This is a genomic window from Colwellia sp. 1_MG-2023 (assembly GCF_030546755.1).
Taxonomy (GTDB): Bacteria; Pseudomonadota; Gammaproteobacteria; order Enterobacterales; family Alteromonadaceae; genus Thalassotalea_H.
This window is the reverse complement of record NZ_JAUOPE010000010.1, coordinates 98,188-118,354: the sequence shown is the minus strand read 5'-3', so window position 1 is coordinate 118,354 and position 20,167 is coordinate 98,188. Positions and strand designations below refer to the sequence as shown.

Below are 20,167 nucleotides of genomic sequence, written 5' to 3'. Positions count from 1 at the left end.
TACTTATGAAATATTTATCTACCGCTCTATTATTGCTTACCTCACTGACCAGTTCTGCTGAAACACTGTGGACTGATTTTAGTGCGACCTTACTCAAAGGCAATAATTATCAATTAGGCGACAATAATCGTACCGTGTTCACCTTTGAACATGCAGGAGGATATAGCTGGGGAGATAGTTTTCTCTTTGTTGATCGCTTGCAGTCTGCAAATGGTAACAAAGAAACCTATGCTGAAATCTCACCTCGATTTCAGCTTTCGCAATATCAAAATGACTTTTTTAAAAACATATACTTTGCCACCACAGCTGAAATTGGTGACGGTTTTACCCATTACTTAATGGGGCTGGGCACTAGCTTAAAGTTACCACATTTTACTTATTTCAACTTGAACCTATACCATAGAAATAACGATTCTGGCGACAATGGCCAACAAGTCACCCTAACGTGGAAGGTGCCGATTGCAGGATTAACTTATGATGGCTTTCTTGATTATGTACCATCGAACGATGACAACAGCACCAGTTACAACTTTACTTCGCAATTAAAATATAACATTGCTGATTTACTGAGCATAAAAAACAAGCTTTATGTCGGGGTTGAATATGTTTATTGGCACAACAAATATGGTGTTAATAATATTGATGAGAAAAACATGAATTTACTGCTGAAATATCACTTTTAATTAACAATAAATAGGTTATATATCTGATGATATATAACCGTTCAGCAAAGAAAATTTAAAGCGTTTTAGACAAGGCAAATGAATGCAGGTAATAGTTATTCATATTTCACATTCACTTAACGAAGCAAAGTAATTTACTTTAAGCTAAATCAAGGTGATTTAGACAAAGCCGTCACGTTATTTTAATTCTGAGAAATATATTCTCTGTATTAACACCCTCCTCAGCTGATAGAGTTTAAAGCGTTTTAGACAAGGCAAGTGAATGCATGTAATAGTTATTCATATTTCAAATTCACTTAACGCAGCAAAGTAATTTATTTTAAGCTAAATCGAGGTGATTTAGACAAAGCCGTCACGTTATTTTAATTCTGAGCATATGTTTTATATGTGATGAAAAAAATAACGTAGACAATGCAGTATAAATCGCGTTGATAACGCTTAAATTATTCAGCCCACCACACATCATATAACTCACTAACTGTCACTGTGGTTGCACCATTATCTTTTAACCACTTTTCAACAATGTCTCTATGCTCTTGAGTACACTTACCGATTTGTTGTGTGCAGATCAAACCATGCCAAATTAAGTCACCTTCACCACCAAAGCCTAATTCGTTAGGATCAATCACTTCATCAAAAAAACGATTCAAAAAAGTATCAATCGCCTCTGAATCTGTATCGTCCGCAAATTTCCAAGCAACATCAAAACCTAATTCTTGAAATTCATCTACGCGGAGTTTCTTTCTTAAACGTTGGCTTCTATTTTTTGCTTCAAATTTCATAATTTCTCTCATCAATAAAGGGATTCGTTAACTGGCCGAGAATATAGTGATAAAACGGTTATTTTGCCAATACTTTCGTAAAATATCGTTTATTGATAATGATTGTTTCAATAAATGCTTTTCGCTAGACTGTCGCGACTATGACACAAATCACTCAAATATCTGCTGCATCAGCAGAAAAATTCAGCCAACAAATCCTTTCTTGGTACAACAAACAAGGAAGAAAACACTTTCCATGGCAGCAAAATAAAACGCCTTATCGGGTTTGGATTTCTGAAATAATGTTACAGCAAACCCAAGTAACAACCGTTATTCCCTATTACCAACGATTTATGGCTAGTTTTCCTACCATCATTGATTTGGCCAATGCAGATGAAGACACTGTGCTGCATCATTGGACAGGTTTAGGTTATTACGCACGCGCCAGAAACTTACATAAAACAGCAAAAATTATACGTGACGAATACCAAGGTGAGTTTCCAGAAAACATTGATGATGTTATCGCCTTAGCTGGCATTGGTCGTTCAACTGCTGGCGCAATTTTAAGTTTGGCATTGAAAAAACATCACCCAATATTAGACGGAAATGTTAAACGCGTATTAGCTCGTTATTACACGGTTGATGGTTATAACGGCCAAAGTAAATTTGAAAAAGCCTTGTGGCCTATTGCAGAACAATTAACGCCCGTAAAAGGTGTAGAAAAATACAATCAAGCCATGATGGACATAGGCGCAACTGTTTGTACGCGAACTAAACCTTTATGTGAACAATGCCCAATTCAAAAAAATTGTTTTGCCAATGCCGGAAATGTACAAGCGCTTTACCCACAGAAAAAACCTAAAAAAACCACGCCAGTGAAATCAACCATTATGATTATTGCTAGGCTTGATAATAAAGTTCTGATGGAAAAACGCCCACCAGCTGGTATTTGGGGAGGACTATGGTGCTTTTTTGAAGTGGAAGATCACAGCCAGATAGCGCCATTACTCGCGAAAAAACACTTAATCGTTAGCAAAACAACACTATTAGAAAGCTTTAGGCATACCTTTAGTCACTTTCATTTAGACATTACCCCTGTACTTGTCGATTGCCAACAATCATTATCGAAAGAAATACACGATGTTAAGCAACAAAAGTGGTATGATTTAACCACTGAAGCATCGGTGGGTTTAGCCGCTTCTACCAGTAAATTAATTGAACAAGTTCAGCAACAACCTATTTATTAAATGGAACAGAAAATGAGTCACACAGTATTTTGCCAAAAATTACAGAAAGAAGCCGAAGGTTTAAGATTTCAACTTTTTCCTGGCGAGGTAGGCAAACGAATTTATGACAATATTTGTCAAGAGGCTTGGACCGACTGGCAAAAAAAACAAACCATGTTAATTAACGAACATAAAATGAATATGATGAACCCAGATGATCGCGCTGTTTTAGAAAAAAGTATGGTCGATTATTTATTTAATAACATAGAGCCGAACATTGAAGGCTACGTACCAGAATCAAAATAATGGAATTTTCAATTGATTGGCGAATATTTTTAACCATATTCGTCTCAGTATTTATTGCTGAACTTGGCGATAAAACCCAACTAGCTACTATGTTATTTGCGGCTGATAAAGCCGTTAGTAAATGGACAGTTTTTTTTGCTGCTTCCGCCGCTTTAGTACTTGCCAGTGCTATGGGCGTATTAGTTGGTACTTTTCTATCTGAATATATTAACGAAAAAGTATTATCCTATATTGCAGGCGCAGGATTTATCGTCATAGGCTTGTACACTTTATATACGGCTTAATAAGGTTCGACCTTTAATTCGATTCATAAAGCAACAAACAGTAGAAAAAAACGCCAAACAAGCATATTTTATAAAAAAAGGGTTGACGGGGAAAAAGAAAAACAGTCTAATAGCGCCCGTCTTCAAGGCAAAGCCAAAAAGACATGTACAAAGATAGTATTTAGTATTATCAATGTGCCTCGATAGCTCAGTCGGTAGAGCAGAGGATTGAAAATCCTCGTGTCCCTGGTTCGATTCCGGGTCGAGGCACCATCATTTAGAGTGAGTGTTCTGTTATTCAACAAACATTCGTTCGGTGCCAAGGTAAATCATTCAGAAGAATAGTTTATCGCACACAAAGCTTTGTGTGCCGACTTAGCTCAGTTGGTAGAGCAACTGACTTGTAATCAGTAGGTCGCCAGTTCGACTCCGGCAGTCGGCACCATTCATTCAAGCCCTAACTTCGGTTAGGGCTTTTTTGTATCTAAAGCTTATGAAACTGGCCTACTGATGAATCAGTAGCTAAGCAGGTTTGGCAGTTCGACTCCGGCAGTCGGCACCATTTATCAGATAAGCCCAGCATTAGCTGGGCTTTTTTGTATCCGTTTCTAATAGAGTACTTGGTTAAATTCTCAATCAATTTTCATTTACACCAATATTCTATCTACCCTGCACTATTCGTGGCGTATGTGTTAGCTTGTTATTTACTTCGTGTTATTAATAGGCACAACATCCAACCTATTTTGAACAAACACCATTAAGGCACATTGGGTATTCCCTACCTAGCAATTTTAGTGATGTTGTGATGATTAGGATAAATTATCTACTGGTGTAAAATTCCGAACTGGGTAATTTAACCAGAAAAATCAGTTGGTTAATAGCTCACACATATTTGTTCTCAATCATTACACTTGCTTGTTAATGCTGTAAATTGCATTATTAGTCAATAAAAATAATACCAATGGATAGGTTTTTCATATGAACGTTAATGTTGTCGGATTTCAGATGTCTTTTGCAAGACGCATCAACATACCCGAATTATACCAACTTCTAGAGTCTTCTTCAGGAAAAAAGCTGAGGCAAGGTTCAACTAGTTACCTTTATTATACTGATTTAAAGGAAGGTTATATTATTGGCCTAGTTCTTAGGTTTAAAGAAGATAAAAAATCTATAGCCACCAGTAAAGAAGGTGAAGAATTTATAATTGACAAGACTGAGCTAGGCAAAGGTAAAGAAAGTACAGAAGTGAGCCTTTTTGCAATAAACCCAGAAACCTGTCGCGGGGTTTATTATTCTTATATTGGCAGTTTATCTTCGAGCATACTCAAAACCATATGGAAGAAGCCGCACGACAAGTTAAAAACATATAATATTAAATCTTTAATCGATGAATATTCACAACATGGTAAAAAGGATAAAGCTGCAGCTCATAAACGAGCTACTGATGATTGTTCAGGATTGTTCAACTTAGAGTTGCTTACTAATCCCGCCGATATAGATGATCTAATTAAGCATTATGACACTATCAATGCATTAGAGATAAACTCTGTGAATGCATTTAACGATGCAGGAAGATACAGGCCAGATGCTCAATTTATTAAACGTGGTAAAATAAATCAAACATTTGAAAACGTTGTTTCTAATGAATCAAAGATTGTTGCTTATATTAAAGGGTTAATTGCAAATAAATCTGATGATGACATAGTCAAACTTCGTGGTAAATTGGAAGGCACTAGCGAAGATAAATGGCTAGTAGTCGGAGAGAATATACAAGACTTTGGTCGTCTAAAGTTCGATTCGTTTGTTGATTTACTGCCAGAACATAAATGGTCTGATTATTCCAGTTGTGAAGCAATAGAAAAACTTTTATATATACTTACCAACAAGACAGCGATATTTGGCGACTTGCCAGCAGATGAAGCATGGCGTTTAGAAAGCGCCCAAACAATCAATAAAAAAGAAACTGTAGAATAATGGACGAATTTCTATGTAATCTAGTCGAGTACCACCAGAAGTTTATGCCTGCTTTATTTGCAACAGGTTTTACTATCGGTAGTTTTCTTTTCTCAATGAAGTCTGTGATTATCCGAACCTTAAAGGAAGATGTTTATGATCACGAGATATACCAAAATAAAGTATGTCAAAAAATCGCAGCAAACGAGAATATAGGTTTTTACGATAACCTGAGTAACTTTTCTAACTTATTGATGAAAGCAATAAGTTGGTCATTTATAAGCGCAATATCACAAATATCTTTTGGATTTTTTGAATCTTGGTGGGCCAGCATAATATGCTTACTAGCTGCTATTATATCATGGTGCTACTTAGGCAAAGCGATATATGAAGTACACGCTAATTGGCAAGATGCTTTAGATTACGCAGACAAAACAGCAAGAAGCAAGCATAAAGAGGTAATTGAAAAGCAAAAACAAAACCCTTTTTAATGTTATTCATTAAACCGATCTATCAATGCTTTCATTTTCTCAGCAACTTTATTTTGCTCAAGGTGTGCATACCGCATAGTTGTAGCAATATTAGTATGTCCTAAAATGTGAGCAGTTTCCTGAACCGTCATACCATTTTGCACTAATCGGCTAGCACAAGTATGACGAAAATCTTCAATACCAGCACTTTTAATTGCTCGATAATGTATTCATTTATGAAACATAATAATAAAGTAGTACCTGAAGTCATTGTTAACTGGAAGCCAACTGTCTATTTGAGAACGAATTCTCTGAAATAAAGAGAGTTTGGTCTTAATTTTAACGAGTTAATATATCGGCTATTATTGTAATTTAAGTTATTATTCATGTAGTTAATCCGCATAAACAGTGACTTTATACACGCCAAGTAGCGGGCTTGTAATCAGTAACGAAGCAGGTTTGGCAGCTCACCTCCGGCAGTCGGTACCATTCATTCCTAAAGGAAGAAACAAACCTTAGCAGAAATGTTGAAAGGCAAAATAAGCCAACTCATTTATAAATCCTTTATTAATGACAATTAAAAAACTATACTGTATATATTAACAGTATAGTTTTTGGTTTGGTTTGTATGAAAGTTATTCCTATATACATAGAGGCAGGCATTTCAGGATTTGAATCACCTGCAGCAGAATACAAGGAGTTAGGTTTATCACTTGATCAGTTATTGATAAGACACCCAAATGCTACCTTTATTGGGCAGGCATCGGGAGAATCCATGCAAGGTGTCGGTATTTTTGATGGCGATTTACTAATTGTTGATCGTGCAATATCAGCTAAAAATGGTGATGTTATCGTGGCTAATTACAATGGTTGTTTTGTATGTAAACTCATTGATAAAGCACAAGCACGGTTAATATCTGCATCTAAGTATCATCAGCCAGTCACTATTTCAGAGCAAGATGAATTTCAAATTGAAGGTATAGTCACTCGTTCTATTCGACTACATCATAAAGCGCCTGAGTTAACGGCATGTATTGCTTAGTTGATGCAACCTCCTTTTATGCGTCAGCTGAAAAGGTGTTTGATCCAAGCATTCGCAATAAACCTGTTGTTGTTTTAACAAACAACGATGGTTGTATTTGTGCCGTTTGCCCTATTGCCAAACAACTAGGTATTCCTAAGTTTACACCTTTTTTTCAAATCAAAGACTTACTCTATCAACACCAAGTAGTTATTCGATCATCAAACTATGAGCTATATGCTGATTTGTCTGAGCGAATGATGACTGTGATCGCTAGGTATTGTGATAACCACCACATTTATTCAATTGATGAAGCCTTTTTGCATTTCGATAATTTTCATCGAGCCATTAATAATTGGCATCAATACGGCCATCAAATAAAGCAAGCTATTTGGCAAGAAACTCGCTTACCTGTTGGTGTTGGCTTTGGCCATACAGCAACCTTAGCAAAAGCGGCAAATCATGCCGCTAAAAAACTTGTGGGTTTTGATGGTGTTGCTGTTATTAACAACATTGAAGATACTAAACCCATTTTAAATCAAATGAAAACTAGTGATGTATGGGGTATTGGAGGGCGTATTGCTAAAAAACTTAGTTTACAAGGTATAACAACGGCTCAGCATTTAGCAGAGCAAAACCCAAAAGATATAAGAAAACAATTTAGTGTTGTAACTGAACGAACAGTAAGTGAATTAAACGGTATTTCATGTCTTTCATGGGATGAAGTAAAAGAGCCTAAAAAAGAGATATTTTCTACCCGTAGTTTTGGGCAACGAATTACTGACTATCACACATTACATGCAGCACTTGCTAGCCACGCTACGATAGTTGCGCGAAAGCTTCGTAAGCAATCATCAAAAACCCATAAACTCATGGTATTTGCTGCCAGTTCACCGCATGATGATTACTACTACAAACAAGCGATTGTTTACCCCTTTGCGATACCAACCGATAACACTAGTCAACTAGCCAGTGCAGTATCAACTGTATTACCTAACATTTATCAATCAGGAGTGAGTTTTTATCGTTGTGGTGTTGGTGCTATTGAATTAACCAGTAATAAATTTTATCAAGCTGATTTATTTACACCTGATAATACTAATCCAAAGCTAATGCAGTGCTTAGATAAAATTAATCACCGCTATGGTCAAGGGAGTATTAACATTGCCAGTGCAGGACAAACAGAAAAGTGGAATATGAAGCGTCACTTTCTTAGTCCACAATACACTTCTAATTGGCAACATATACCTAAAATAAGCTGTTAAACTTTCTAACAATCATTCACTAAAAATGAAAAATAGTCAAAAGCACATGTATATTGCATAGATAGTGGCTTTCGCTATCAAGCGTAGGTACCTTGAAATCAATAGCTAAGCAGGTTTACAGTTCAATTCTGGCAGTCGGCACCATTTCGTCGTTGGAAGCATCAAATCCTAATTTTTGTTGAAATTTTCTTTATACCGCTTATCAAACAGGCTTAACAATAAAACGATGAGCAAATATCTTGGAGTACTACAAGCTTTTGAAAAGAGTCCCAAATGCATCATGCTTGAACAACTAGTTAGAAAAAAAATATAGACGATTGTTAAAAAATATACGTTTCTCTTTTTATCTAGCAACTAACTCGATAGAATCACCTTCTTTTGATAAGAGGCATGGTCGTGTTTTCTCGAGTTTATTGTATATTTTCCCTTATTTTTTTCAGTTCGTTTTTATCGGCTAAAACACTTGAAGATGTTAATAAAGACTTTTCTGCTTACTTTGCTCAGCAACTAATAAATTATAATATTCCGGGTGCTGCCTACGTTATTGTAAAAAATAACAAAGTTATTGCTTTAGAAACATTTGGTTATACCGACAAAGCAAAGTCTCAGCCTGTAGATAAAAATACGATATTTCGTTTAGCTTCAGTATCAAAAACCTTTGCTTCAACAATCACAACTATGCTCGCCCAGGAGCAAGTACTTGATTTATCAGATCCTATCACTAAATATGTTCCACACTTTTCGTTAGCAACAGCCGGTGCCGCAGAGAAAATTCAACTTAAACATTTATTAAGTCATTCAAGCGGGTTAATGCCAAACGCCTATGACAACTTACTTCACGAAAACTGGAATATGGATAAGATTATTAGTCGTTTTGATCGCATAGCCCCAATTTGTCAGCCTGAGAGATGTTATGGTTATCAAAATATTCTTTATGGTTTATTACAGCCGGCTATTGAAGCAAGCCAAAATAAAAACTACTCAACGTTATTAGACGAGCGTATTTTTCAACCATTAAATATGAAAGATAGTTCTGTAGGTATAGAAGAATTCACCCAACAAAAAAACACGGCTAAACCCCATGTACTCATAAAAGCGACACCAACCGGCAGAACAGATAAACAAGGTAATAAGTTAAAGAAATATTTTTGGCGTAAAGTGAATGTAGCGCCAGATTTTTATAATGTTGCGCCTGCCGCGGGCGTAAATTCGAGTATTTCTGATCTAGCACAATGGTTAATTGCAAATTTAGGAAATAGCCCGCAAGTATTATCTCCAACACTTATCAAAGAATTAACCACACCAAGGATCAAAACCAAAAGAGATTTACGAAGAAGGTTTTGGCGAGATTATCTCACCGATGCCCATTATGGTTATGGTTGGCGGATATATCAATTAGCCGACACAGAGGTCATCTATCACTCCGGTTGGGTTGAAGGTTTTAGAGCAGATATAGGTTATTCGCCTAATTCAGGTATTGGTTTTGCAATATTATTTAATGCCGAATCTAACGCCATTAACCAATTATCAAGTCGATTTTGGTCTCAAACACATCAACAATTAAGCTCAGTAGGCAGCTAAGAAGGCTTAAAAGTTCAATTCAGCAATAGGCACACTTCAAAACGAAGCTTCAACTTAAGTTGAAGCTTTTTTTTCATTTGTAAATCGTCAAACTGGCCTATTGATTGATTCAGTCGTTTATCAAGTCTCACGTATTTCACTTTGTAAGCCCCTTTATTTAAACAACTAAAAAATAATTAATAATTTACTCTTACTGTATCGTTATGTTATAACATAACAAAACTTAACTAATTAATCCTCTTAGTTAAATTTATAAATCATTACTGTTAATTATGAAAAGGACTACAATGTTACTCTCCCCTCAAGCCACTGATAGTGAAATCTCATCATTACCTTTTAAGAGAGTTTCAGTCGACAGCAATGCTTCTATTTTGACGGACATTTATCAAGCCGATGTCAATATTGTCATATGGGAAAACAAGCTATCCCATCAAATATTAAATGACATTAACCAGATAATGTTAACTACAGAACGCTTGAATATAAAATTTACGGCAGCGCCTGATGATGTAGAACAAGCGCTAAAAGATTGCGCCGATGTATTACAAGACAAACCATCGCTGTACTGCCATATAGCGCTATTAACTGATATGTTTTGTACTCTATTTGATTTAAAACGAGTCGGTGTTCGCTTAGCTATTTTAGATAATGCTATGTGTCCAAAATTTCATGTCGACAAAGTACCTTGTCGCTTAATAACCACGTTATATGGCGTTGCCACTGAGTGGTTAACTAATCATAAAGTAGATCGAAGCAAGCTTGGCGCTGGCAGTTTAGGTTTACCGGATGAAATATCTGGCATTATAGAAAGTGACCAAGATATTAAAAAGATGACCACAGGCGACGTTATCTTACTAAAAGGAGAAGGTTGGTATAACAATGAAAATGGCGGTGCTGTTCATCGCTCTCCAGCTATTTCAAAAAATGAACGACGTTTGTTGCTCACCTTAGATTTTATTGAATAATAAAGTGAAAATTATGTCGCTGCCTTCTCTACTCGCTACCTTAGTGCTATGTACACTTTTAACACTAACCTATGCTATTCACGCAATTAATGTTCTTCAAAGAAGATAAAGGTCATTTTCGTGCATCAAAATAATCACCTGCGTATTAGTCTGCAGTTAGCTGAAAAAATCTGTAAAAAACATGATATGCGACTTACTAAAAAACGTCGCCAAGTACTCACTCTATTATTAACAACAAATAAAGCTATTTCGGCATACGAATTAATAGAATTATTTGAAACGAATTTCGATGATGTATTGCTACCAATGACAGCATATCGAGCGCTAGAGTTTCTCGAAGAAGTACATTTAGTACATAGGCTAAATACAGCAAATAAATATGTAGCATGCGCCCATATTAGTTGTGATGCACATCATGAATTATCGCATTTTTTAATTTGCCAGCAATGCTTGTGTGTTGATGAGCTTAACGATTCCCACACCAGTAATTTAAGTGATTTAACGAGCCAAGCTGAGCAAACAGGTTATCAACTTACTTCACCTCAAATTGAATTAAATGGTATTTGCAATAAATGCTTATCCACAAATAACAACGCTTAACATTAGCGCTATTTTTTAAATTAAAAGGTTTTAACATGAAAGTTTTGAATAATTATTTGGATAAGTCAGCGGTGACTTTATCTTTACTTTGTGTCGTACATTGTCTCGCTTTGCCTTTAATTACGGTATTAGTACCCAGCATAATTGCGAATGCATTGAATCAAGAGTTATTTCATTTAATGATGGTAGTCTGTGTGCTACCCGTAAGTATTTATGCCCTGACAATGGGATGCAGAAATCACAATAAATTTTCCATTGGTGTTTATGGAGCTTTAGGACTTATTACATTAGTTTCAGCGTTTGTTTTTGGAGAAAGCCATTTAGGCGAAATGGGCGAAAAAGGGTTAACAACATTAGGTGCGATTATTATCGCTTTTGCCCACATTAAAAATTATCAACTTTGCAATAAAACGAACAATTGCGCATGTTAACCAGCAAACATTTAGGTTATAAGGTTTAAGTGAGAATAAAATAATCAAAGCAAGTGAGCAAATGACCTCAGATAATAAAATTTTATCCGTACCCACCAATATCATTACCGGTTTTCTTGGAGCAGGAAAAACATCTGCGATTTTGAATTTATTACAATGTAAACCTGAAAATGAACGTTGGGCGATTCTGGTTAACGAGTTTGGAGAAATAGGTATTGATGGTAGTTTAATTAACCGTCATTTAAAAAATACCAACAATATTTTCATTAAAGAAGTATCCGGTGGTTGTATGTGCTGCGCTTCTTTATTACCAATGCAAACGGCTTTAAATAAACTACTAAAAGAAGCTAAACCTCATCGCTTATTAATTGAACCGACAGGTTTAGGTCACGCCTTCGAGGTATTAAAACTGCTTTCAAATCAATATTATCAAGAATCTTTACGTCTCGAAAAAACACTGACACTCATAGATGCAAGAAAGTTAGATGACAGCCGTTACATTGAAAATATCACTTTTAATCAACAACTTGAAATCGCAGATGTCATTGTTGCTAATAAAGCAGATTTATATAGCGAGCAAGATAAATCTGCTTTAATACATTACGTGAAAGACCACGATTTTAAAGCCGATAAATTATATTTTACTGAGCATTCACAGGTAAAATTAGTCTGGTTAGCAGGTAAAACAAATTTCCAAAGACAAGCTGTAAACGGCCAACACAAAGCGACGACTGATACTCCTACTGAGACTTATGCTGATACGAATAAAAAGGCAGAATTTCAATCTATAGGTTGGCGTTTTCCAGCAAGTAAAGTGTTTAACCAAACAAAGCTCATGCAGCTTTTACCTACTTTTGATGCTATTCGCGTCAAGGCCATTTTTCTCACCCAAGAGGGCATTTATAGTTATAACCATAGCTGCGACGATCAACATGAAATAGCAAACGAAATCGCGAATGAGACATTTACAGAACAAGATAAATGCACTGAAAGTAAAATAGAAATTATTTGCGATAATATTGACGAAACTTGGCTGCAGCAATTGAATAACGCTATTACGATGTAAAACGTTTTCTTAAACGCTTTAATACAATTAAATTACACATATTAAAAAACACCAATAATCATTGGTGTTTTTTTAAATGTTATTCAGTATTTAACTATACTTATTTCTTAAATCGGCGTGATGCTAAACCAATCATACCTAAGGCGAATATAGCCAGCGTAGAAGGCTCAGGTACTTCAGAAGTAATTAATGTTGAATTATCAATCGCTAATGACATATCCGTATAGGTTACCCAACCATATCTATTACCACCAACAACCGTTGCAATGTCATCTGCTGCGCTTGAACGTGTTTCCGAATGAAGTAATGAGCCTGCGCCATCTAAAATATTAAAATCAACAGCTAACACGCCACCTAGGTTATAAAAAACGTGTTCTAGTGTGTACCAACCTGCAGTAGTAACTTCATAGTAATCACTGTTTATTAAGCTGCCTTCATTAAAATCAAAATTAGAGTTGTTTGAAGCATTAATAACAAATCCATTGTTTGCAGTTTGACCGGCTTGAAAGATAAAATCTCTTTGATGAAAATTATCTTGATCATTTACCGCTGAGCTGTAATCAAACCCATTTCCTACTGACCACACTGTTGGGTCAATATAGACATCAAGACTCGTGCTAAAACCATTGCCGAACACCGTGCTATAACCACCAAAACGGGTAAAAGCTCCAGTTTGATTTTCATTTGAGACTTCGATTAAGCCGTAATGATTACCGTCACTTGCGGTAATGGCACCTGAAGGCGTATTAATCACAGAGCTATTATAATCAACCCAAGTATTATCATTTCCTTCAAAATCTTCTGTATAAATTACGCCGGCATTTGAAGCTGCAGTTAGTGCAGTAAGTGAACAACCAAAAATAAAGTGAGATAATTTCATATGTAACCTTTAAAATAATAATTAATATATGTTTTTGTATTTCTTAAATACATCATGCAAAACAAAGCAGAGATTATGCCAATTTAAAAAGTTTATGTTTTTCAATTACGTACAAGACTTAACATTATAATAATATAAAAAGTGTAAAAAAATTGAACATATATACAATTTTAATATTAATTTTATTGATATTAATTAAATATTTTTTTAATACAAAAAACTATAAAACCCCTTCAAATTAACCGGTTAGATTACATCATGGGCTGTTGACTAAACGAGATTTCCTTAATAATTTATAGCCAATCAATTTCATTGTTTTAAAACGTTTAACCCACTTAATACCACGGTTTTCTCAATCATGAATACAACATGACTTAGAGGCAACCTTTTATCTATCAACAAAATAACAATAAAATGTAGGACACATGATCTTTTTATTTGAGTTAAAGCAAAGGAATGTATATAACATTGCCTGTGTTGATTTAATTATCACCAAGTTAATAAGACAAGTTATTACGGTTGTTTCCCCTGCCCTCATTCATAGACCCCACTATAAATTCAAAGTTTTCAAGAGGCGTTTAGACAGACTCAGTTTTAAATTAGAGCAATATATAGAACCGATAGTAGTTAGTTAATCAATCAACATTAACGGCTATTAAAATACACTTTAAGCAAATGATACGCGGCTTTAATCTCTTGTGATTTTTGCGTATTACCGCCTTTGTCGGGGTGGTGTTGATGCAATAATTTTCGGTATTGTATTTTTACTTGAGTAAAATCAGTAAACTCGTTGATCAATAAACAATTAAACGCATTTTTAATACTTTCTTCGCTTGAGGGCAAAGGTTTGTGATCGCCAGCCATCAAATCCCAAAAGCTTTCTATAAGCGCTTCAACATCAGCTTTATCGGTATCAGTGAAGTTTCGCCAATCCAGATAATATGAGCGCAAATTATCCGTTTGAAGCAAACCTTCTTGTCCTGCTGTAAAAGGCAAATATCTAATGTGGGTTACCACAATATCTACACTTGCTGTTTGCTCTTGATGCCATTTATCTTTTAACTGATATAGCGCATTAAACAAGATAAAATGACGTTGAAACAAGATAAGAGGATCTTGCATGCCATCACTTGAAAAGAGCTGATATGGCTGATTTTGTAACAATAATAACAAGTCATATTCACTGATACCCAGTGGATGTTGAGGTAGAATTTCAGTCAATGCTATTAGTAAATCTTGTTTTTGAAAATTTATGAATCACCTCTTAAGCAATGCGAATAATGTGAATAAATGGGTTTATGTTAAAGATATTACCCCTGATAAAGTTTATCAAAATCAGGAATCGCTTTTTCCCATATTGGTGTTTGATAGCCAAGATAGTCTTTTACCGCATCAAAAAACAAACGAGTTCTCACCGGTAAATCTCGATGAGGATATACCGCATACATATCGCTAAAATTCATTAACTTCAATTGAGGTAATAACGGTATTAATAAGCCTTCTTTCACTTCATGTTCAATAATAAAAGCAGGTGCTAAAACATAAGCGGTACCAGATAACGCTTTCATCAACAATACTTCACCATTATTCGCTCTAAAAGTACTGAAAGTTTTTTGTTCGCACGGTTTATTTTGCTCATCATAATAGTGAATACTCTCAACTTTAACCGACTGACTTGAATAACTAGCCGAAGGTAATTTTGCCAACTCTTCTATCGAGTTTGGCATTCCGTATGTGTCTATAAACGCAGGCGAAGCTAGTAACAATAAACGGTTACGGGCAATTTTTCGGGCAATTAACGATGAATCTTTTGGCTCACCAATTCTAAAGGCCAAATCAAAGCCTTCTGAGACAATATCAACCAACAACTCATTTAAGTGTAATTCTACTTCAACTTGCGGAAAACGTTTTTGAAAATCATTTATCACCGGCTGAATAAAGCGACGGCCTATCGTGGTTGATGCCGTTATTTTTAGAATACCTCTGGGCTCTTGATGATAGTTTTCAGCTAAACTAATTGTTTCCCCTAAAAGCACGCGCAATTGCGTTGCCTTTTTAATCATTTCAGCGCCAGCTGCCGTAAGCGAAAAAGAACGTGTTGTTCTATTTAGTAACCTAACACCTAAGTCATCTTCTAAGCGGCTGATCTGTTTAGAAATAACAGAACGATCAATATTGCGAGCCAAAGCGGCCTTTGCAAAAGAGCCTCTTTCCACTACGTCTAACAATAATAACAACCGACTTGTTGTATCCATCATTTCTACTCAACCAAAACAATTGGTGCAATTTTGACACTAATAAATGTAAAAAACTAGGCTTTTTATCAACAGATTGGTTCAGTATGATTGCTCCATTATTCAAGGAGTCCCACATGTTAAAAAATATTTTTATATATTCCGTTGTTGGTTTAACGCTAGTACTAGTAGGTTGTAGTGAAGAAACAACAAAAACCCCTTCAAAGCGTCCACTTCAACCTATTGATGTTGCTGAAGTATTAATTAAACCAGTACAAAATTGGCACACCTACACCACACGTGTTGAATCACCCGAAGAAGTAGCTCTTATGCCGAGAGTTTCAGGCGTCATTAATAATATTGCTTTTAAAGAAGGCGATGAAGTGAAAGAAGGTGATTTACTGATTCAACTTGATAACCGACCTTTTCAAGCGATTGTGACCAGTTTAGAAGCGCAAGTGTTAAGTGCAAAAGCAGCGTTAGAGCAAGCAAAAAGCGAGGCTCAACGTGCGATAAGATTATCAGAAAGAAAAGCCATATCAACGGAAGAAGTCGAATTACGCAAATCCACATTAAGTCAACGTAAAGCTCAAGTTTTAGCCTTACAAGCACAACTTGACGCAGCAATGCTCGATTTAGAATTTACTGCTATTCGTTCGCCAATAAATGGCGTTATTTCAAATGCGAATATCACTAAAGGTAATAACGTAATAGCGGGCCAAAGTGTGCTTACATCTATCGTATCAAATAAAAAAATGTACGCTTATTTCGATATAGACGAACGCACCTGGAATCAGTCTTTCAGTAATATCACTGCTGATAGCAAGCAACAAGTAGTCATGCAGAAAGTTGGACAAAACACTTTCTCTTATGAAGGTCATATTAATTTTATTGATAACCAAATCAATGCTTCAACGGGAACATTACGTCTGCGCGCAGTATTTGAAAATGCAGACAATCAATTGCGAGGGGGTTCATTTGCACGGATTAAATTAGCAGCTAATGCTGTTACTGAGCAAATCATCATTCCAAGTAAAGCAATTGGTACCGATTTAAAAAATCGCTTCGTATTAACCGTAGGCGACAATAATATTTTGCAATATAAGTTAGTAGAATTAGGCGAGCGTTACGGTAAGCTACGCGCGGTAACATCAGGCTTAACAAAAGGTGACATTATCGCGGTCAATGGTCCTGCCCGTGTAGGTCCGGGCATGCCTATTCAACCGAACAGTGTTGAAATTGATAGTCGTGGTGTTGCCTTTACCTTAAGTAAAGATCAAGCCGAAAACTTACTGGCAAAACACTAAGGGTAACGCATGAAATTTTCTCACTTTTTTATCCAACGACCCATTTTTGCAGCGATGTTATCGCTGATCATACTTATTGCTGGTGGTTTATCTTTATTTCAGTTGCCTGTTAGCGAATACCCAGAAGTTGTGCCTCCAACCGTTGTTGTTACAGCGAGTTATCCTGGTGCTAACCCAACCGTCATTAGCCAAACGGTTGCCACGCCATTAGAGCAAGAAATTAATGGCACAGAAAACATGCTGTATATGTTTTCACAAGCCACTAGTGACGGTCGTATGACGCTAACAGTTACCTTCGCCTTAGGTACTGATTTAGATAGAGCACAAGTTCAGGTACAAAATAGAGTAAATAGTGCACTGCCGCGTTTACCACAAGAAGTGCAACGTTTAGGTGTAGTTGCAGAAAAATCGTCACCTGATTTAACTATGGTTGTTCATTTATTTTCTCCTGAAAATACTCATGACACTACATACCTTACTAACTATGCAGATTTATATATTAAAGACCAAATCACTCGTTTAGAAGGCGTAGGTGATCTCAAGTTATTTGGTGGTGGTCAATACGCCATGCGCGTTTGGTTGAGCCCGGATGATTTAGCTTCACATGAGTTAACTGCTAATGATGTGGTTTCTGCTTTGCGCGAACAAAATCAACAAGTTGCAGCAGGTAGCTTAGGTGCTCAGCCTGCAAGTAACGATAGTCAATTTCAAATTTTATTAAACGTAAAAGGTCGATTAAATAATATTGAAGAATTTGAACAAGTGATCATTAAACTTGGTGAACAAGGACAAATCACTCGTCTTAAAGATGTTGCCCGAGTTGAATTAGGCCAAAACAATTATTCGTTACGTGCCATGCTTGATGGCAAACCAGCTCTTGCTATCCCAATATTTCAAAGACCTGGGGCAAATGCCATCGAATTATCAGACCAAGTTCGCGAAACCATGGCTAATTTATCGAAGAACTTCCCTGCAGGCGTTGAATACGACATTGTTTATGATCCAACGGTTTTTGTGCGTGGCTCAATTGATGCCGTTATCACGACCTTACTTGAAGCCATAGTGTTAGTGGTTATTGTGGTTATCTTATTCTTACAAACTTGGCGCGCTTCTATTATTCCATTAATTGCCGTACCTATTTCCCTAATTGGTACGTTTGCAGTCATGCAATGGTTGGGGGTTTCCATCAATACTTTATCGCTATTTGGTTTAGTACTCGCCATTGGTATCGTGGTAGATGATGCCATCGTTGTTGTAGAAAACGTTGAACGTAATATCGAAAAAGGACTTACGCCGTTAGAAGCTACTCGTGTTGCCATGACAGAAGTTACAGGGCCAATTATTGCGATAGCATTAGTGTTAGGTGCGGTATTTATTCCTACGGCTTTTATTAGTGGCTTATCGGGGCAATTTTATAAGCAATTTGCTTTAACGATAACGATTTCAACCTTTATCTCTGCGTTTAACTCATTAACCTTATCGCCTGCATTATCAGCGTTGTTACTAAAATCACACGATAGCAAGCCAGATAAGTTAACACGTTTACTGAATGCATTATTTGGCAAATGGTTATTTGCTCCTTTTAATCGTGTTTTTGATAAAGGTGCGCAAGGTTATCAAAAACTGGTACAAAAACTCATTCGAATGAGTGCAGTCGTTGGTATTATTTACTTCGTCTTACTTGGCGGTACCATTTCCTTATTTAATCAAGTACCTGGTGGTTTTATTCCGGCACAAGACAAACAGTATTTAGTTGCTATTGCACAATTACCAGACGCGGCAAGCTTAGATAGAACAGAGCTTGTTGTGAAAGAAATGCAAAAGATTGCTCTGGAAATTCCGGGTGTCGCCAATGCTGTTGCTTTTCCGGGGTTATCAGTAAACGGCTTCACTACAAGTCCAAATAGCGCGATTGTCTTTACGCCACTTGAGTCCTTCGATAAAAGAACAGATCCAAGTCAATCAGCCATGGCCATTGCCGCACAACTGAACCAAAGATTTATGGCAATTGATGAAGCCTTTGTCGCTGTATTTCCACCGCCACCTATTCAAGGACTAGGAACTACTGGTGGTTTTAAACTACAGATTGAAGATCGTGAAAATAAAGGCTTTGAAGCACTGTTTAACAACTTACAAGCCGTAATAGCCAAAGCACAAAAAGATCCTGCCTTGATGGGACTATATTCAAGCTTTCGGATACAAGTACCACAGATGGATATTGACATTGACCGTGAGCAAGCGTTGATACAAGGGATCCCATTAGATGAGGTTTTCGATGCGCTACAAATTTATTTAGGCTCTATTTACGTAAATGACTTTAATTTATTTGGCAGAACCTATCAGGTTAACGCACAAGCAGATGCCGATTTTCGTCAAGATCCTGCGCAAATACTTAACCTAAAAGTACGTAATCGACAAGGACAAATGGTGCCGCTAGGATCTGTACTCACTGTTACCCCAAGCACTGGCCCGGACCGAGTAATGCATTATAACGGTTATCCGAGCGCGGAATTAAATGGTAGTCCGACTCCCGGTACAAGCTCTGATCAAGCACAAAAAGCTATCGAGATCATTTTAGCTGAAACATTAGAGCAAGGTATCGCCTACGAATGGACAGAGGTCACCTACCAACAAATACTCGCGGGTAATACTATGGTATATGTATTTCCATTAGTCGTGTTATTGGTCTTTATGGTATTAGCAGCACAATATGAGAGTTTACGCTTACCGTTAGCCATTATTTTGATTGTGCCTATGACAATATTCTCAGCGTTATTAGGGGTATGGTTTGTTGGCGATGATAATAATATTTTTACCCAAATCGCCTTAATTGTATTGGTTGCTTTAGCCTCTAAAAATGCAATTTTAATGGTCGAATTTGCAAAAGATCAACATGAAAATGGTTTATCACATTTAGATGCAATCATTGAAGCATGTCGCTTGCGTTTACGTCCAATTCTAATGACATCTATCGCTTTTACGGCTGGAGTTATACCACTTGTACTTGCTACAGGCGCAGGCTCAGAAATGCGTCATGCAATGGGTAATGCGGTATTTTCCGGCATGATTGGTGTCACCATTTTTGGCTTATTATTTACGCCAGTGTTCTATATTTTCCTAAGTAAAGATAAAACTAACAAGGATGAGGCATAATC

20 protein-coding genes and 2 tRNA genes are annotated in these 20,167 nt (G+C 36.4%); 17 read left to right on the top strand and 5 right to left on the bottom strand.

All coding sequences use genetic code 11. From position 1 onward, the window contains the following. Positions 1–5: 5 nt before the first annotated feature. Positions 6–683 carry a nucleoside-binding protein gene (locus tag Q4493_RS12690; RefSeq protein ID WP_303453200.1) on the top strand — a complete coding sequence of 226 codons (678 nt, stop codon included), beginning with the start codon at positions 6–8 and terminating at the stop codon, positions 681–683. A 443-nt stretch (positions 684–1,126) separates the two neighbouring features. On the opposite strand, the gene Q4493_RS12685 is transcribed toward Q4493_RS12690, so the two are convergent. Further along, on the bottom strand, positions 1,127–1,465 hold the full coding sequence (locus Q4493_RS12685; protein WP_303453198.1) for a YggL family protein: 339 nt from the start codon (positions 1,463–1,465) through the stop codon (positions 1,127–1,129). A gap of 140 nt (positions 1,466–1,605) precedes the next feature. Here Q4493_RS12685 and mutY point away from each other — a divergent pair, with 140 nt between their 5' ends. The 7 genes from mutY (at position 1,606) to Q4493_RS12650 (ending at position 5,683) form a co-directional block, all read left to right on the top strand. Beyond that, positions 1,606–2,691 carry an A/G-specific adenine glycosylase gene (gene mutY, locus Q4493_RS12680; RefSeq protein ID WP_303453196.1) on the top strand — a complete coding sequence of 362 codons (1,086 nt, stop codon included), beginning with the start codon at positions 1,606–1,608 and terminating at the stop codon, positions 2,689–2,691. A 12-nt stretch (positions 2,692–2,703) separates the two neighbouring features. After that, a complete protein-coding gene (locus Q4493_RS12675; protein ID WP_303453193.1) occupies positions 2,704–2,976 on the top strand; it encodes an oxidative damage protection protein in 273 nt (90 codons plus the stop codon). Continuing rightward, positions 2,976–3,260: a TMEM165/GDT1 family protein gene (locus tag Q4493_RS12670; protein WP_303453191.1), complete on the top strand. Its 285-nt coding sequence runs from the start codon at positions 2,976–2,978 to the stop codon at positions 3,258–3,260. Before Q4493_RS12675 ends, Q4493_RS12670 begins: the two co-directional genes overlap by 1 nt. 176 nt (positions 3,261–3,436) lie before the next feature. After that, positions 3,437–3,512: transfer RNA gene (locus Q4493_RS12665), tRNA-Phe, on the top strand. Positions 3,513–3,608: 96 nt separating this feature from the next. Further along, positions 3,609–3,684 (top strand) — tRNA-Thr (locus Q4493_RS12660). Positions 3,685–4,217: 533 nt separating this feature from the next. Continuing rightward, positions 4,218–5,213, top strand: a complete 996-nt coding sequence (locus tag Q4493_RS12655; RefSeq protein ID WP_303453189.1) for a hypothetical protein — start codon at positions 4,218–4,220, stop codon at positions 5,211–5,213. Positions 5,214–5,257: 44 nt separating this feature from the next. Further along, entirely contained in the window at positions 5,258–5,683 is a 426-nt protein-coding gene (locus Q4493_RS12650; protein ID WP_303453187.1) for a hypothetical protein, read from the top strand. Between the two features lie 2 nt (positions 5,684–5,685). On the opposite strand, the gene Q4493_RS17750 is transcribed toward Q4493_RS12650, so the two are convergent. Continuing rightward, positions 5,686–5,862 (bottom strand): tyrosine-type recombinase/integrase, encoded by a 177-nt coding sequence (locus Q4493_RS17750; RefSeq protein ID WP_368506785.1) that lies wholly within the window; start codon positions 5,860–5,862, stop codon positions 5,686–5,688. A gap of 428 nt (positions 5,863–6,290) precedes the next feature. On the opposite strand from Q4493_RS17750, the gene Q4493_RS12645 reads away from it, so the two are divergent. From Q4493_RS12645 to Q4493_RS12615, 7 genes are all read left to right on the top strand, one after another. Then, positions 6,291–6,704 (top strand): LexA family transcriptional regulator, encoded by a 414-nt coding sequence (locus tag Q4493_RS12645; protein ID WP_303453185.1) that lies wholly within the window; start codon positions 6,291–6,293, stop codon positions 6,702–6,704. Then, positions 6,692–7,948: a Y-family DNA polymerase gene (locus Q4493_RS12640; RefSeq protein ID WP_303453183.1), complete on the top strand. Its 1,257-nt coding sequence runs from the start codon at positions 6,692–6,694 to the stop codon at positions 7,946–7,948. The genes Q4493_RS12645 and Q4493_RS12640 overlap by 13 nt, the downstream gene beginning before the upstream one ends. A 396-nt stretch (positions 7,949–8,344) precedes the next feature. Then, positions 8,345–9,529, top strand: a complete 1,185-nt coding sequence (locus Q4493_RS12635; protein ID WP_303453181.1) for a serine hydrolase — start codon at positions 8,345–8,347, stop codon at positions 9,527–9,529. 287 nt (positions 9,530–9,816) lie between these two features. Further along, the gene (locus Q4493_RS12630) at positions 9,817–10,494 is read left to right on the top strand and encodes a DUF1826 domain-containing protein (protein WP_303453179.1); all 678 of its coding nucleotides are present in this window, start codon (positions 9,817–9,819) and stop codon (positions 10,492–10,494) included. 120 nt (positions 10,495–10,614) lie between these two features. Next, positions 10,615–11,094: a Fur family transcriptional regulator gene (locus Q4493_RS12625; RefSeq protein ID WP_303453176.1), complete on the top strand. Its 480-nt coding sequence runs from the start codon at positions 10,615–10,617 to the stop codon at positions 11,092–11,094. A 35-nt stretch (positions 11,095–11,129) separates the two neighbouring features. Continuing rightward, positions 11,130–11,525 carry a MerC domain-containing protein gene (locus tag Q4493_RS12620; RefSeq protein WP_303453175.1) on the top strand — a complete coding sequence of 132 codons (396 nt, stop codon included), beginning with the start codon at positions 11,130–11,132 and terminating at the stop codon, positions 11,523–11,525. Between the two features lie 61 nt (positions 11,526–11,586). Next, the gene (locus Q4493_RS12615) at positions 11,587–12,591 is read left to right on the top strand and encodes a GTP-binding protein (protein WP_303453172.1); all 1,005 of its coding nucleotides are present in this window, start codon (positions 11,587–11,589) and stop codon (positions 12,589–12,591) included. A gap of 100 nt (positions 12,592–12,691) precedes the next feature. Here Q4493_RS12615 and Q4493_RS12610 read toward each other — a convergent pair whose 3' ends face one another. From Q4493_RS12610 to Q4493_RS12600, 3 genes are all read right to left on the bottom strand, one after another. After that, complete coding sequence (locus tag Q4493_RS12610) at positions 12,692–13,471, bottom strand: PEP-CTERM sorting domain-containing protein (protein ID WP_303453169.1); 780 nt, start codon at positions 13,469–13,471, stop codon at positions 12,692–12,694. 645 nt (positions 13,472–14,116) lie between these two features. After that, a complete protein-coding gene (locus Q4493_RS12605; RefSeq protein WP_303453263.1) occupies positions 14,117–14,698 on the bottom strand; it encodes a DNA-J related domain-containing protein in 582 nt (193 codons plus the stop codon). An 83-nt stretch (positions 14,699–14,781) separates the two neighbouring features. Beyond that, positions 14,782–15,726 (bottom strand): LysR family transcriptional regulator, encoded by a 945-nt coding sequence (locus Q4493_RS12600; RefSeq protein WP_303453167.1) that lies wholly within the window; start codon positions 15,724–15,726, stop codon positions 14,782–14,784. Positions 15,727–15,842: 116 nt separating this feature from the next. Between Q4493_RS12600 and Q4493_RS12595 the strand changes: the two genes are divergently transcribed. Both Q4493_RS12595 and Q4493_RS12590 read left to right on the top strand, forming a co-directional pair. Further along, positions 15,843–17,012, top strand: a complete 1,170-nt coding sequence (locus tag Q4493_RS12595; protein WP_303453162.1) for an efflux RND transporter periplasmic adaptor subunit — start codon at positions 15,843–15,845, stop codon at positions 17,010–17,012. 9 nt (positions 17,013–17,021) lie between these two features. After that, positions 17,022–20,165 carry an efflux RND transporter permease subunit gene (locus Q4493_RS12590; protein ID WP_303453161.1) on the top strand — a complete coding sequence of 1,048 codons (3,144 nt, stop codon included), beginning with the start codon at positions 17,022–17,024 and terminating at the stop codon, positions 20,163–20,165. Positions 20,166–20,167 lie beyond the last annotated feature (2 nt).